The 15,838-nt window shown below is 40.2% G+C and carries 13 protein-coding genes; 3 read left to right on the forward strand and 10 right to left on the reverse strand.

The window, feature by feature from the left end:
- Nucleotides 1-13: 13 nt before the first annotated feature.
- Nucleotides 14-478 carry a division/cell wall cluster transcriptional repressor MraZ gene (gene mraZ / locus QJ048_RS00165; RefSeq protein ID WP_282332252.1) on the reverse strand — a complete coding sequence of 155 codons (465 nt, stop codon included), beginning with the start codon at nucleotides 476-478 and terminating at the stop codon, nucleotides 14-16.
- 358 nt (nucleotides 479-836) lie between these two features.
- Here mraZ and QJ048_RS00170 point away from each other — a divergent pair, with 358 nt between their 5' ends.
- Nucleotides 837-2,093, forward strand: coding sequence for an S-adenosylmethionine:tRNA ribosyltransferase-isomerase (locus QJ048_RS00170; RefSeq protein WP_282332254.1), 1,257 nt, complete (start codon nucleotides 837-839; stop codon nucleotides 2,091-2,093).
- A 265-nt stretch (nucleotides 2,094-2,358) separates the two neighbouring features.
- Here QJ048_RS00170 and QJ048_RS00175 read toward each other — a convergent pair whose 3' ends face one another.
- Nucleotides 2,359-3,726, reverse strand: coding sequence for a sensor histidine kinase (locus tag QJ048_RS00175; RefSeq protein ID WP_282332256.1), 1,368 nt, complete (start codon nucleotides 3,724-3,726; stop codon nucleotides 2,359-2,361).
- Nucleotides 3,727-3,993: 267 nt separating this feature from the next.
- Between QJ048_RS00175 and QJ048_RS00180 the strand changes: the two genes are divergently transcribed.
- Nucleotides 3,994-4,545 carry a YqgE/AlgH family protein gene (locus QJ048_RS00180; protein WP_282332258.1) on the forward strand — a complete coding sequence of 184 codons (552 nt, stop codon included), beginning with the start codon at nucleotides 3,994-3,996 and terminating at the stop codon, nucleotides 4,543-4,545.
- A gap of 90 nt (nucleotides 4,546-4,635) precedes the next feature.
- Here the strand turns inward: QJ048_RS00180 and QJ048_RS00185 are convergent, their stop codons facing one another.
- Nucleotides 4,636-5,961 carry an NCS2 family permease gene (locus QJ048_RS00185; protein ID WP_282332260.1) on the reverse strand — a complete coding sequence of 442 codons (1,326 nt, stop codon included), beginning with the start codon at nucleotides 5,959-5,961 and terminating at the stop codon, nucleotides 4,636-4,638.
- Between the two features lie 119 nt (nucleotides 5,962-6,080).
- Nucleotides 6,081-7,355, reverse strand: coding sequence for an ABC transporter permease (locus tag QJ048_RS00190; RefSeq protein WP_282332263.1), 1,275 nt, complete (start codon nucleotides 7,353-7,355; stop codon nucleotides 6,081-6,083).
- Between the two features lie 387 nt (nucleotides 7,356-7,742).
- Here QJ048_RS00190 and QJ048_RS00195 point away from each other — a divergent pair, with 387 nt between their 5' ends.
- Entirely contained in the window at nucleotides 7,743-8,978 is a 1,236-nt protein-coding gene (locus QJ048_RS00195; protein ID WP_282332265.1) for a T9SS type A sorting domain-containing protein, read from the forward strand.
- 96 nt (nucleotides 8,979-9,074) lie between these two features.
- Here the strand turns inward: QJ048_RS00195 and QJ048_RS00200 are convergent, their stop codons facing one another.
- The 6 genes from QJ048_RS00200 to QJ048_RS00225 form a co-directional block, all read right to left on the reverse strand.
- Nucleotides 9,075-9,506, reverse strand: coding sequence for a hypothetical protein (locus QJ048_RS00200; RefSeq protein WP_282332267.1), 432 nt, complete (start codon nucleotides 9,504-9,506; stop codon nucleotides 9,075-9,077).
- Between the two features lie 94 nt (nucleotides 9,507-9,600).
- On the reverse strand, nucleotides 9,601-10,989 hold the full coding sequence (locus QJ048_RS00205; RefSeq protein WP_282332269.1) for an NADH-quinone oxidoreductase subunit N: 1,389 nt from the start codon (nucleotides 10,987-10,989) through the stop codon (nucleotides 9,601-9,603).
- 121 nt (nucleotides 10,990-11,110) lie between these two features.
- A complete protein-coding gene (locus QJ048_RS00210; protein ID WP_282332270.1) occupies nucleotides 11,111-12,577 on the reverse strand; it encodes a complex I subunit 4 family protein in 1,467 nt (488 codons plus the stop codon).
- Nucleotides 12,578-12,732: 155 nt separating this feature from the next.
- Nucleotides 12,733-14,619, reverse strand: a complete 1,887-nt coding sequence (gene nuoL / locus QJ048_RS00215; RefSeq protein ID WP_282332271.1) for an NADH-quinone oxidoreductase subunit L — start codon at nucleotides 14,617-14,619, stop codon at nucleotides 12,733-12,735.
- A 90-nt stretch (nucleotides 14,620-14,709) separates the two neighbouring features.
- The gene (nuoK, locus tag QJ048_RS00220) at nucleotides 14,710-15,048 is read right to left on the reverse strand and encodes an NADH-quinone oxidoreductase subunit NuoK (RefSeq protein WP_282332273.1); all 339 of its coding nucleotides are present in this window, start codon (nucleotides 15,046-15,048) and stop codon (nucleotides 14,710-14,712) included.
- 212 nt (nucleotides 15,049-15,260) lie between these two features.
- Nucleotides 15,261-15,761, reverse strand: coding sequence for an NADH-quinone oxidoreductase subunit J family protein (locus QJ048_RS00225; protein ID WP_282332274.1), 501 nt, complete (start codon nucleotides 15,759-15,761; stop codon nucleotides 15,261-15,263).
- Between the last annotated feature and the right edge of the window lie 77 nt (nucleotides 15,762-15,838).

Below are 15,838 nucleotides of genomic sequence, written 5' to 3' on the forward strand. Positions count from 1 at the left end.
AATGCTTAAAGAATTAGCTTTTTGCCGGAGGTGGCGGTGCCATTACTTGTTGCGCCAGGCTACTGAATGCATCAGGCGAAACGGTGTCAAAGAACTGCTGATATTTGTTTTTGTCCCAGATCTCAATTTTATCGAAGGCCGCGACCAACACAATGTCCTTTTCCAATTCCGCATGTGCCTTAAGGTTTGGCGGCAACAACAACCTTCCTGCACTATCCAACTCCAAAGTCGTGGCTCCGTTTAAAAAATACCTGCGGAATTCACGTACCTTCGGATCAAAATCATTCAGCTTGCGTAACTCATCATATACTGGTTCCCAACTCTTCATCGGGTACAATGTCAAGCACTTTTCAAATCCCCTGTTTATGACAAAACGGCCATCATCTTCTTCTGGCAACTGCTTTTTAAAGCCAGCCGGAAGGAGAAAGCGACCTTTTGCGTCCAATGTAGCCTCATATTCACCTAGAAATCCGTTCATTTACAGGAATTTGACACAACTCAAACATTTATTACCACAAAATAACACTTTTTCCCACTTTTAATAGAAATTTTGATTTCATAATTTTTTCCACATGCCCAAAATGGGCTCAAACGCAATGCAGATAAGCGATTAAAGGGTGGGAAGTGACATTAAAAACACTAAAATGTGAATTACGTGTGAATATTCGGTGAATTACGGAGAGGAAATTGTGAATAACTGAAGAAGCGAGCACGCAGATGACGCTGATTAAACTGATTTACATGGATCTTTTAATAACTGAATAACCGAAAGCTTATGTTCAGTCAACCTCTTTAACTTTGACGATTCAGTTATTCAATTATTCAGTTATTACAGCATGCACCCTGAAAAATTATCTATCAACGACTATACATATACGCTTCCCGAAGAGCGAATCGCGAGGTTTCCATTGCAGGAAAGGGATGCTTCCAAGCTTTTGGTGTATAAAAGTGGGAAAATCGAGCAATCAACCTATAGCAATATTTCATCATTTGTTCCGGAAAATAGTTTGCTCGTTTTCAATAACACCAAAGTGGTGGAGGCAAGAATTCTTTTTCAAAAACCTACAGGTGGCATCATTGAAATTTTTTGCCTGGAGCCATCTGATATTTACCCGGACCTCACGACTGCAATGTTGCAGAAAAATAAAGTGCAGTGGAAATGTTTGATTGGCGGTGCGAGCAAATGGAAACATGGGCAGATCCTGGAGAAATCGCTTTCGCATAATCCCGCCGATAATGGAGACAAAGCAATGCCTTGTCTGTATGCAAAAATGATCGAACGTTTGCCTGATTGCTTTATGCTGGAACTTTCGTGGGAGCCGGCATCATTGAGTTTTGCAGAAGTGCTGCACACATTTGGCATCATTCCTATTCCGCCTTATTTAAAAAGAGAAACGACTGCAGACGATAGCAGCACTTACCAAACTATTTATGCGGAACATGATGGTTCGGTAGCTGCGCCTACTGCGGGTCTGCATTTTACTCCTGCGATTTTTGATGCATTGAAAGAAAAAAATGTTGAACATACTTTTGTTACGCTGCACGTTGGTGCCGGTACATTCAAACCTGTAAAAGCAGAACGTATGCAGGATCACGAGATGCATGCGGAGTTTATTGACGTCGATAAAGCAACGATTCAAAAACTAATAGATTTTCATTCAAACATTTTTGCAGTCGGTACCACTTCTCTGCGAACGCTTGAAAGTCTTTACTGGATGGGCGTTAAAGCATTGATGCATTCTGATACCAATATGCATGAACTTGAAATTCATCAGTGGGATGTATACGGTGAAGCGTTGCAACAAATGAATGTAACGCTTATCGACTCAATGATTGCATTACTGCAATGGATGCACAAAAATAATCTCGAAAAGATTTTATGCAAAACGCAAATCCTCATTGCGCCTGGTTATTGTTTTAAAGTGATCAAAGGATTGGTTACTAATTTTCATCAACCGCAATCTACTTTGTTGTTGTTGGTCGCTGCGTTGATTGGTGAGGATTGGAGAAAAGTTTATGATTATGCGTTGGAGAATGATTTTAGATTTTTGAGTTATGGAGATGGCAGTTTGCTGTTCAATTCTCAGGTATAAAATCAGGTCCGATAAACAATGGTGCGCGTCATTGCGAGCCTCCTGCAAAGAATGAATGACCTCTTTAACCAGGCGGCTTTGCATATCAAGAAACGGGGCGAAGCAATCTCCGGTACACCATTTGAGATTGCTTCGCCCTGCTCGCTGTTTGCTCATCTTGATTTTTGTATTTCGAACATTCTTTCTCCGCAGGGCTCGCAATGACGTTAGGCTCGCGGAAAAAAGAAGAATACTCCATTGTTCAACGATTCAATGAATTCGTTAATTACACTTCCTCTTCCACCACCTCCTCTTTCGTCTGCAACGGCAACTCTATCGTAAACACTGTGCCTTTACCAAGCACGCTATCTACCTTGATCTTTCCATTGTGCGCATCGATGATCGTTTTAACGTAGCTAAGGCCAAGCCCAAAACCCTTTACATTATGGACGTTGCCCGTGTGAGCACGATAGAATTTTTCGAAAATCTTTTTCAGCGATTCTTTGCTCATACCAATACCGTTGTCTTCAATTTTGATTTGCAACGACTCGCCTACAATGGTCGTGCTCACGCGTAATATCAAGTTGTCTTTTGAATACTTAACCGCGTTATCAATAAGATTAGAGATAAGATTTGTTATATGTACTTCATCACCGTAAACAAGATCGTTGGTGGCATTTAGATTCATGAAAGCCTGACCATTTTTATCCTGTAATTGCAAGTTGAAATTATCTATTACATGTCCGATCACATCGTGTACATGAAGTGATTTTCTGTTTAGCTTTATTTCCTGCCTGTCCATGAGAGCTGCCTGCAAAATGGTTTCCACCTGCTTATTCATGCGACGGTTCTCTTCTTTAATAATGTCGCTGAAGTATTGCATCTTCTCTCGGCTTTGCATCACCTTTTCATTTTTCAACGCATCAACGGCGAGCGAAATTGTCGCAAGCGGCGTTTTAAACTCGTGCGTCATGTTGTTGATAAAATCGTTTTTGATCTCACCCAAATTTTTCTGTCGCAACATGGTCCGAACGGTTATATAAAATGTGCTAACGAGAATTAGTGTGAATAAAATCGAAGCCGGTAATATCCATCGTAGTTCCCGCCACGCCTGGTTTTTTATATCAGGAATAATCACCACCAAAAGTTCGTTTGAAACGGACTGCTGAAAATTTATATTGTCTGAGTTTTGAAGGAATGGGTAAAGGAAACGCTTGTTACGTATCGTGTCGTTCATTACCTCCACAAACTTTTTTGATTTCAATTCCAAATTAAACAAACCCGCAGTGGACACAACGGCAAACTCAAATCGTGTGGATTTTAAACCAATTTTTTTAAAAGTATTGTTGATCTTTTCATTGATCTCAAACTCAGTAAATTTCTCCGCAATGGTAGGCGGTTTCATCAACTCCTTCATCATCTGATCTGAAGGAAAAGAAAATGATGGACGCAATCTTGAATTGCGCAGTGAAGGCAGTGTTCCCTTTTGCTCTGTAAGATCTGATGCCACCTGGCTGATCGCATCAATCACTTTACGATCGAGCTCTTCCTCTTTGTTCTCCATCATTGATCTGAACCAGGACACCTGGATGATAATGATTCCTGCAAGAGAAAGCGTGATCAGTAAAATTATAACGGGGAAAATTTTCTTCATCTACAAAATTATTTATCAAATAAGTTTTGGAGCGACAATATAGCAAATTGCGGAGTGTTTTAACGAAGGTTTTGCAAAATAGGGCGCCAAATTTGAAAATTTGAAGACTGTTTCCGTTTGGCTTATCAGCTTTGAACGAATCTCTTTGACTATTTGAGCGTTGGAATATTTCGGGAAGAAGTACCTGCAGCATTTTCAAATTTTCAAATCCTCAAATTTTCAAATTTTGAATTTCGGATTCTTAAATTAATAGCTTAATTTGATAGTATGATTGAACCCGCACCAGGCATATTATTAGTAGCCGATCCATTTTTAAAGGATCCTAACTTCATGCGAACAGTGGTGCTGTTATGCGAGCACCGTGATGAAGGCAGTTTTGGTTTTGTTATTAACCGTTTTTACGAATATAAGCTCAACGAATTGATCAATAATGCCGATGGCCTCGAAATACCCGTGTATTATGGCGGCCCGGTACAAATGGATACCATTCATTTTCTCCATCAATATCCCAACGAGATCGAAGGCAGTATGATGGTAAGCGAAGGTATTTACTGGGGCGGCGATTTTGCCAGTGTGTTGGAACTATTGCGCAATGGAGAAATCAGTGCGAACAAGATCAGATTTTTCGTTGGCTATTCAGGCTGGGGAGAGGGTCAGCTGGACGGGGAGATTAAAGAGAAATCATGGCTCACCGTTGAAGCCACGCGTAATATTGTGTTCCACAACGATACAAACGAAATCTGGAAAGATTCTCTGCGACATATGGGCGGCAAGTATGAGATAATGATCAACTTTCCAATAGACCCGCAGTTAAATTGAAAATTGAAAGTTGAAAATTGAAAATGATGTTTTTTATGATGCACTAAGACACATAAGCATCATTTTCAATTTTCAACTTTCAACTTTCAATTATCTCAAAAACAGACTTATCAAAAACAACGCCGTCAACACATACATCACCGGTGAAATCTGGCGGTAACGGCCACTTAATATTTTCAGGAACACATAGGAAAGCATTCCGAATACGATACCTTCTGCAATGCTGTAAGTATAAGGCATCATAACGATCGCGAGAAATGCCGGCACCGCTTCTGTGATGTCGGAGAAATCAATTTCTTTTACCGCACTCATCATCAACATTCCTACAATAATCAAAGCAGGAGCTGTTGCAGCAGCAGGAATGGCCATGAATACCGGAGCAAAAAATAAAGAAAGAAAAAACATGCAGGCCACTGTAAACGCCGTTAAACCCGTTTTACCTCCTGAAGCTATACCGCTGGCGCTTTCAACGTAAGCCGCTACCACACTGGTTCCCAGCAATGCACCGGAAGTAGTTCCAATAGCATCAGCCAGCAATGCTTTTTTGGCAACGGGAATTTTTCCGTCTTTATCGAGGAGTCCCGCTTTGCTGCACAATCCGATCAACGTTCCTACAGTATCAAAAAGATTTACCATCAGGAGCGTAAATAAAATCACCAACATATCAACGGTAAAGATCTTATCGAACTCCAGTTTAAAAAATGTGGCAGAGATAGAAGGCGGTAAACTTATGAAATGACCATTTGCCGGAAGTTTGGTGATGCCTAACGGAATGCCGATAATTGCAGCAACAACGATTCCGATCAACAATGCGGCATTCACATTTTTTGACATGAACACTGCACTTACCAGCAGACCAATAACAGCAATGATGGGCCCTGCAGACTTTACATCTCCCAGTTTTACAATAACGCCATCTAAATTATTGTGGCCGATATGCTGCATGCCCGTTTCCACAATGCCGGCATTTACCATTCCTATTAACGCAATGAATAATCCAATGCCAACTGAAATTGCATGTTTCAAATTGATGGGAATACTGTTGATAATCGCTTCCCGCACTTTGAACAGTGAAAGCAGTATAAACAAAACGCCTTCGAGAAAAACGGCAGTGAGCGCAAATTGCCAGGTGTAGCCCATTCCCAATACAATGGTGTAGGCGAAAAATGCATTTAAACCCATACCTGGTGCCAGTGCGATAGGAAGCTTTGCATACAAAGCCATTACCAATGTTCCTACTATTGCGGCTAATGCTGTTGATACAATTTGTGCTTCGAAAGGCATTCCGGCTTTTGAAAGAATTACTGGATTTACAACCAGTATGTAAGCCATGGTTGAAAAGGTAGTGAGCCCCGCAAGAACCTCTTTTTTTACAGTGGTATTGTTTTCTTTTAAACGGAAAAAGGATGCCAGCATTACAATTTGGAAATTTGAAGATTTGAAAATTAATAAATTGACAGGTGCGGCATTTGTCGTTGGTTGCTTTTTTGCGGGATTAAGAACCATTAGCATTAAGGTCGGTAAATTGTCGGTTCTTATTCATATCTCAGGGCCTCGATCGGGTTTAGTCTTGAGGCTTTAAATGCAGGGTAGAGGCCGGCCAATAATCCAACTACACTACAAATCAGCACGCCTAATGCAACCCACACCCATGGAATAACAAAGCCGGTGCCCATTAGTACACTGACTATGTTTCCAAGCAATACACCGATGATAATTCCAAAAAAAGCTCCGAGCAGACTGATAATGATAGATTCAAAAAGGAACTGCTGTCTTACATTGCGTTGCTTGCCTCCTATGGCTTTGATCAAACCTACTTCTTTTGTGCGTTCGGTCACTGCCACGAGCATAATGTTCATCAATCCGATCGCTGCACCTATGAGGGTTATAAATCCAATTACCACGGCTGCTCCCGTAAGCCACCCCAATTGCTTCATTAGCATTTCAACGAAGCTGTCACTTTTATCGATCAAAAAATTATCATCGTCTTGAACGCTTACTTTTCTAATGGCCCTGAATGTACCGTCCGCTTCGCCAATGGCAACATCCATGCTGCTCACATCATTGACTTTCACTCCTATTGAAAAAGAAGCATTGGTTCCCGTATTGAAAAAACGACGCACATTTTTGTAAGAAGTTATGATGAGGTTGTCAAGACTCATCCCAAACGTCGATCCTTTTGATTGCAAGGTTCCAATCACACGATAAGAAATGCCGTTTATGCTGATTACTTTGTCAACGGCCAGATCATTATTACCTTTGAATAGTTTGTCTAGAATATCCTTTCCGATGATGCACACATTCCTTGCGGACGTTACATCAAGCGTATTTATGTTACGCCCTGCAGCAAGATCGTAGCCATTCATATCTACATAGTTTTCATCGCCTCCGTTTATGCGCACGGTAGGATTCGTTTTCAGGCTGCCATAGTTCACAATATTGTTTCCGCCACCTCCGATAGAAATGCTCACTTCGGAAGGATATTTATACATTTCCTTGAATGCTTCTGCTTCCAGGATGTTGATTGTTTTGTTTGCGTTGGACGTTTTGAGTTTCCTGCTTTTCCTGCTTTGCATTTTTACGCTTGGCCTTCCAAACTGAACGTTCACCTGCCTGTAGCGGATGGTAAATCCGTTGGCACCCATTGAAGAAAAGCTCTCCTGAAATTTTTGCGCAATGGCTTGAATGGCAGTGTTGATACCTATTAACGCAGCGATCCCCAGAGCAATTATGGCAACTGTAATTGAGGTGCGAAGAAAATTGCTTCTGATTGTGCGAAACGACAGCGAAAAGGTATCAGTCAACTTCATAGGTCTAAAATAAGAAATGATTTATAGATCAAAGAATTGCGAGATGAAATTTCGGAAGAGAGCACGCAGATGACACGGATTGGACTGATTTGCACTGATTTTTTCCTGTTAACTCGAACTTTCTATTTCAATTATAAAAGCGATGATTTTTTTAGTGCGATCTCGTCAACAAATTGCCTGCAAAAGTTGTTGTTACAATAAATTGTTCGAGTGTTAAATAGACTTGATAAGTTGCTCGCCCTTTATAAAACAATGCAATAAAATCAGTTAGTAGAGACGTATCGAACTCGTCTCCCACACCCGCGAAACGAGCCTCCGCACCCATTGACTAAGCGTACCAAAAAATGTATTTTTATAGTATTGAACCACCCATAAAACCTTATTATCATGAGGTATAAAATTTTACTTACCACCATCTCGCTTGCTGCTTCCTTTCTTTCATTTTCACAACAAAAGAGCAATTATGCTTATGTGATCACTTCTCCGGGTAATAACAAAACAGTTGGCTGGACAGAAGTTAAAATGATTGATCTTACCACCGGTCAATTGCTTCAAAATGTGTATGAAAGCAATATGAGTTATTCGCTTTTTGATGCGCGTTCAAAAAAATTATTGAAAGAATCTAACAAGGCAAGTGCATTAAATCAAACCGCGCCTTCCGCTGCAACGCCATTGATTCGAGAGCCGTTTGATACCTATAGCGCGGCTGCAGCTTATGATGCAAAACATCAAAGGCTTTATTATACACCGATGGGTATTAACCAGCTTCGTTATATAGAGCCAAATACGGGTAAGATCTACTATTTCAATAATGAGACATTTGGTGTGGCAAAAGACCTGAATGATCTGCCAAATCATATCACGAGAATGACATTTGACCCTAATGGAATTGGCTATGCGCTTTCAAACGACGGTAACCACTTCATCAGTTTTACAACTGATAAAAATCCTGTGATTACTGATCTGGGATCAGTTTCAGATGCTGCGTCAAATAAAGATGTTTCAATCCACAGCCAGCAAACAAGCTGGGGTGGAGATATGGTGGCTGACAGAGTCGGCAACCTGTATCTTATTTCCGCGCACCAGGCTTTGTTTAGAATAAATATCCAAACACAAGTGGCAACATACCTGGGAACAGTGACTGGTTTTCCTCAAAACTTTTCCAGCAACGGTGCCGCTGTGGATGATGATGGCAATCTTGTTGTAAGCAGTGCAAGTTCTACTGCAGGATATTATGTGGTAGATATTCCATCTCTCACCTGCAAGAGATATGGCTCCTGCGATTCCAGTTATGTAGGTTCGGATCTTGCAAACGGCAATTTCTTATTTGAGAATAAGAACCTGAAAAAAGTTGATAATAGTAAATTATCAGTGTATCCAAATCCAGTTGTGAATGGCCTTGTTTATACAAACTTCAACAATCTCCCGACAGGTAAATATTCTATTCAGTTGCTTGACCAATCCGGGAAGCTATTGTCTCAAAAAACAGTTGATATAAAATTCGCTGGGCAAGTAGAGTCAATTGCAACAGGTTCACAGCTTTCGAGGGGTGAATATGTGGTGAAGGTTATGCCGGTTCAGGGAAGTAAGAATGTAACAGTTACAAAAATTTTAGTACAATAAATTGTCTTTTTAGTGCAAATCGCACTAACGCAAAACGGCAGAAAGAATCAACCTTCTGCCGTTTTGTTTATAAAAATCTATCCTGGAATTCTTTGTTTACAACCTCTTCAACAACTGTCCAAATTTTTTGAGCTCAGCAACTTCCTGCGATGACAGCATTTCGTTGTTATCATATTTTGCTTTGAAAAAAAGCACCCTTTTGTGTTGCGGATATTTTGCCAAAATGTCCTCGATCATTTGTCCGTGCGTTTCATCTTTTTTTTCATAAAGAGGTGTAGGTGCTGGTGCTTCGGATTTGAAGCGGGTAGGCATTTTCTTAATCAGGGCCTCGAGTGTAGCCAGTTTAGCTGGCGATATTCCTTGTATCTTGGAAGCTTTGCCATGTAACCCTTCTAATTGCTTTTTACTCAAACTTCCACGCTTGATATACTGCTGATACAAACTGATAACAAATGAAGAAATCGGATACGCAACAATGCATTCCTCCAACACTTCATTTACTATATCTATTTCCGGTTTTCTTATCATTATTAGAGCAAATGTACCAACCTTTGATCGCTCAAAAACAAAGCCGGTTAACTTTTTGCTAACCGGCTTTATTTCTATTATAATATCATTCTTTTTAGAAATACATTTGATTCAGTAACAGTTGCGGGAACACACCCAGCAAGATCACAATACCTGCCAACACGATTAACACATATTTAAATGCCGGAGTAATAGTGGCAGTTTCAGCATTTCCTGTTTTGAAATACATGGATTGTATCACACGGAAATAGTAATACACGCTCACCGCGGCACACAATACAGCAAAGATCACCAGCCAGAACTGAGTGCCATTTTTAATCGCAGCAGCCAGCATGTAATATTTGGCAAAGAAGCCTGCTGTTAAAGGAATTCCAGCCAATGACAACAAGAAAATTGTATTTGTCGCGGCAAGTACCGGTTGCGATTTCCCCAAGCCATTGTAACCTTCGAAAGTATAGTCTTTCATTTTGATCAAAATAGCAAAAATGCCAATTGTCGCGAGGCTATATGCTGCTGCGTAAAGAATGATACCTTCTTTCGCAAAGTCGTTGAAACCGAACAAAGCAAACAACATGAACCCTGCCTGTGCTATTGACGAATAAGCGAGCATGCGTTTAACACTTTGCTGAAATACAGCGGTAATATTTCCTATGAATAATGTCAATAAAATTGTAATGGAAATGATTGATTGCCATGCGCCTTTCATTTCGCCATATGCACCGTCAAACAAGCGAAGGAATGCCACAAAAATAGCAGCCTTTACAATGGTCGCCATGAATGAAGTGAACACAGAAGGAGCACCATCATATACGTCTGGTGTCCAAAAGTGAAAAGGAGCTGCCGATACTTTAAAGGCCATTGAGATGAACAACAATAGCAAACCTGAAACCAACCAAACGTTCAATGGTGCATCAGCGGCACCGGTAACAAGTGGAGCAATGCCTTTCAACATGAAGCTTCCAGTTGCACCGAAGATCAGCGTGATCCCCATCAACATGATACCTGTAGAGAAAGAACCCATCAGGAAGTATTTCAAAGATGCCTCATTGCTTTTCAGGTTGCGTTTGTCTGCACCTGTCAAAATGTACAGCGGGATAGAAATGATTTCAATACCGATGAACAACAACAACAAACTATTGAATGATGTTACGATTGCAACACCGCACAAGATGAAAAATATAAGAGCGAAATATTCCGCTACATACACGCCCACTTTTTCAACGTCACGACCAGACAGTAAAAAGTAAATTAGAGTGGATGCAAATGCAATGCTGTTGAACAACAAGCCGTATTTTTCAAAGCTCATCATTCCCTTTGTGTTGATATGAAATAGCTGGTAGCCGCAACCTTCGGCCATGTTTAGACCAAGCAAAACAATAAGCCCGACAATTGCGACATTGCGTATAGCAGAAGTATTTTTAGTCAATACTCCGCTGTACATCATAACAACTCCCAGGATAGCAGAAATAATAATCGCGTTCATAATATTGATAACTTGAAGTCAAAATTCAAAAGTCAAAATTCAAAAAACCTACACGATGCTTTGATAGAATTTTGATGTCAGCTCTTGATTTTTTACTTTTTACTTTTTAATTTTTACTTGTTTATTTACCCATTGTCAGTGTCATCTTGCTCAGTAACACATCTACCAATTCATTCGTCACACCAAGCATTGGTTTTGGATATACTCCGAATAACAATATCGCTCCAACAATAATCACCAGTGAAACTTTTACAGAGAAACTGATATCTGTTGTCTGAGCCGTAACAGCACTTGTTTCGCCAAATAAAACTTTCTGCAGCATCTTCAATGTGTAGACAGCGGCAAGAATTATTGTGAGTGCCGCACACACAGTAAACGCAACATTGAAGCTGGTAACAGTTGACGCAAATACACCGTTGAACATCATGAACTCACCAATAAATGCGTTGGTAAGTGGCAGTGCTATATTTGCAAAGGCAACAATTACTAACAGTATTGCAAGGCCCGGTGCTTTTTGTGCAATCCCGCCCAGCTGAGACATCTTTCTTGTTCCGAATTTCTGCTCAATCGCATTTACCACAATCCACATTCCGATGATGTTGATACCGTGGTTAAACATCTGGATCATTACACCTTGCATACCGCTTTTTGTAGTTGCGAATAATGCGACAACCATCAAGCCGATATGCGCGATCGATGAATACGCCACTAAACGTTTCAAATCGTCCTGTTGCATTGCAACAAGAGACGCGTATATCATGCCGATGATCGCCATCCATGTGATGGTATCACCATATTGATAAAAACTTATTGGCAATACAGGAGCCACCCAGCGGATCACACCGAACACACCCATTTTCACCATCACACCGCTCAGTATCATCGTAACTGCTGTTGGTGATTGTTCGTAAGTATCGGGCTGCCATGTATGAAAAGGAACCAAAGGCATTTTGATGGCAAATGCGACAAACATCAACCAGAACATCAACGCGTCTTTGGAAGAAGTCAATTTGATGTTGTAGAATGCTTTGATATCAAAGTTCTGACCTGCATGGAAATACAAATAGATCAATGCAGTCAGCATTAATAGTGAACCTACAAATGTGTACACGAAAAATTTGAAAGTAACCTGTATTCTTCGTTCGCCGCCCCAATGAGAACATAGGAAGTAAACCGGGATCAGCGCCAATTCCCAGAAGAAGTAGAATAACAATGCGTCCATGGCCATGAACACGCCCATCAAACCGGCTTGCGTTAATAACATAAGCGCATAGAATCTGTTTGAATCTTCATAGCGATTGCCTGATGTTGCCGCAAAAACAATTGGGAAAGACAATGCGGTAAGTAAAGTCAATACTTTACCCATTCCATCTATCTCCATATGAAAACGGCTGTTCAAAGCAGGAAGCCATTCTTTATTTACAATTAAATATTCGCTTCCATTGGCGCATGTCATGCCATATAGCGCTACAGCTAACGTTACAATACTTGACAGCAACGCCAGCGTCTTCACACTATTTTCGTTCTTCACTGCAAACAGTGCAAGCCCGCTAAATAAAGGAATGAGTAATAATAATACAGGAACCATAATTATATTTTCAAATTCAAACAGGTAATTAATTATCGATTTGAAAATTTGAAGATTTGAAAATTCTGACGATCGGACTTCTCTTTTTAACTCAACGTGTCGAGCTTAATAACATTTTCAAATTTTCAAATCACCACATTTTCAAATTGTCGTTGTTACTTTTTAAAAAAGAACTGCATCACAAAGAACAACACAATACCAATGATCATGAACAACACATAGCTTCCAACTTGTCCGCTTTGTAGCAAACGTAATTGGCGGCTGCCGTACTGCACACTTCTTCCCACACCGTTTATTATCCAGTCAACCAGTTTTTCTAATACATTGTTGCAGAATCTGCCCAAACCATACACAGGTTTTACAATGATGGCATCATATAATTCATCGATGTACCATTTGTTGGCCAATACTTTTCCAAAACCCTGAGGGTCTTCAACATCTGCTTTCTTAGCAAATTTTGACCAAGCTGTAACAACTACGATAACGATCAATAATGTAGATATACCAGTTAGCATCCATTCTGTGTTATGTTCCAATGGATGGTTCCCCAATACTTTCTTAGACTCAGCGAAGATTGGAGAAAGGAAATTATCCAAAGCGTGTGCATCTGGTTTTATGAATTCAGGAATGCCAACATAACCGCCTGCAAATGCCAGTACAGCCAAAATGATCAATGGAATGGTAATCGCTGCAGGACTTTCATGCAAGTGATGCTCCTGGTCATGTGTACCGCGGAAAGAACCTTTGAAAGTAGTCGCATACAAGCGGAACATATAAAATGCAGTAAGCAATGCGCCAAACAGGCCAATGCAGTACATTACAGGACTTTCACTGAATGTATGCGCCAATATTTCGTCCTTTGAAAAGAAGCCTGAAAAACCAGGAATACCAGCAATTGCCAAACATCCGATCAGGAATGTGATGTGCGTTACAGGCATGTATTTTCCTAAACCACCCATTTTACGAATGTCCTGTTCGCCACCCATCGCGTGGATAACACTACCAGAACCAAGGAACAACAAGGCTTTGAAGAAAGCGTGTGTCATTACATGGAAAACCGCACCTGTGTAAGCTCCTACTCCAAGGGCAAGGAACATATAACCCAGTTGACTTACGGTAGAATATGCCAATACTTTTTTAATATCGTTTTGCTTTAATGCTATTGTTGCAGCAAATACAGCTGTTGCTAAACCAATAACTGCCACTATATGCATCGTAACATGCGCATGAGAATACAATATGTTACTACGGGCAATCATATAAATACCTGCCGTAACCATCGTTGCAGCGTGGATGAGTGCAGATACAGGAGTAGGACCCGCCATCGCGTCCGGTAACCATGTGTATAAAGGTATCTGTGCACTTTTACCGGTAGCACCAACAAACAACAGTAATGTGATAACTACCAGATCAGTTGTGCTGAACTTATTTAAGCTTGAGAAAACATCGGTATAGTTTACCGATCCGACTTTTGAAATGATCCAGAAGATAGCGATCAAAAAGCCAAGGTCGCCAATACGGTTCATGATGAACGCTTTGTTCGCGGCATTTGTATAAGGAATGCTTTTGAACCAGTAACCGATCAGCAAGTAAGAACATAAACCTACGCCTTCCCAACCGATGAACATGATCACATAGTTTGCGCCCAACACCAGCAAAAGCATAGAGAACACAAACAAGTTGAGGTAAGCGAAATATCTTGCGAAGTGCTGGCTCTCTTCTTCATGCATGTAAGAGGTAGAGTAAAGATGTATCAGAAAACCAACGCCGGTAATGATAAGAAGGAATAAAGAAGAAAGCTGGTCGACCTGGAACGCAAACGGGATGGCAAATTTTCCAAGATTGATGAATTCAAAGTAGCTCACAACACCTGTGTGTCCGGCTTTAACATCAAAGAACACAATAAGGCTCACAATGAAAGACGCCAGGATGCTGCCACTGCCAATGATTCCCACCAATGATTTGTTTAGATAGTTTCTACACAAACCATTTAACAAAAATCCTACGAGCGGAAATAGTGGTACTAAGTAAATTAAGTTCATACTATAAAAAGTCTAAAAAGAAAAAATTAAAAAGAAAAACAACTCGGCATTCTCGCCTGTCTGTACCTTTTATTTTTTACTTTTTATTTTTTAGTTTTTAAGTCTGTTTAAGAAATTAACGTCTACAGAATGCGTATTTCTGTACATCATCACTATAATCGCCAATCCCACACTTACTTCTGCTGCTGCAACCACCATGATAAAAAATACAAACAACTGTCCATCGATACCCGATGTTACTGCTTTTGCAGGATTCGCCAGATAGGCCATGTGAAACATTTTTGAAAATGCCACCAGCAACAAGTTTACCGCGTTCAGCATTATCTCAATGCACATGAAAATGATAATTGCATTGCGACGAGTCAATACTCCCGTAATTCCAATACAGAACAATGCAATAGCTGTGATGATGTAATAATTTATCGGCATGTGATTAATTAGATAATTTGAAAATTAACGGAACGCAGATTTTCATGATTTTGATGATTAGTATTGATCTTAAAAAAAATCATCTCTTCACAAACATCTCATTCCATTTTCTAATTCAAATTTTATTTATTCAAAAAATTTAATCTTAATAATCATGAGAATCTTGAAAATCTGCGTTCCTTCTCTCGTTTTCAAATTCCCACATTTTCAAATTATTCCTTCTTTCCAATGACAACCGCACCAACCATCGCACTCAGGAACAGCACACTGCTTATTTCAAAGGGAAGTACGTAGTCATTAAACAAAGCAGTACCCAGGTTCTTGATCAATCCTATATCACCGCCGGCCAATTGTGCAGCTTGCGTTTTAGCTTCGGCGTTTTTAATAGCCGCTACTATGACAAGGAACAAACATAGGCCCGCTATAAAACCTGCGAACTTTAATATTTTACTTTTTTGTGGTTCAACCTCCGCATTGAGGTTCATCAACATGATCACGAAAAGGAACAACACCATGATGGCACCTGCATACACGATGATGTTTACGATGGCGAGAAACTGCGCATTTAATAGAATGTAATGGCCGGAGATGGCAAAGAAGGTAACAATCAGGCAAAGCACACTGTAAACAGGGTTTTTGCTAAGCACAACTCCCAGTGCACTTCCCAGGGCCAGCACCGTTAAAATCCAAAATAATATTTGCGAAATATTCATACTGTTCAATTTGAAAATTTGAAAATTTGAAAATTTGAAAATGACGGTTGGACGCTCTCAAAAAATTCAACTTTCCA

Source organism: Pinibacter soli, from assembly GCF_029961145.1.
GTDB classification, from domain to species: Bacteria; Bacteroidota; Bacteroidia; order Chitinophagales; family Chitinophagaceae; genus Pinibacter; species Pinibacter soli.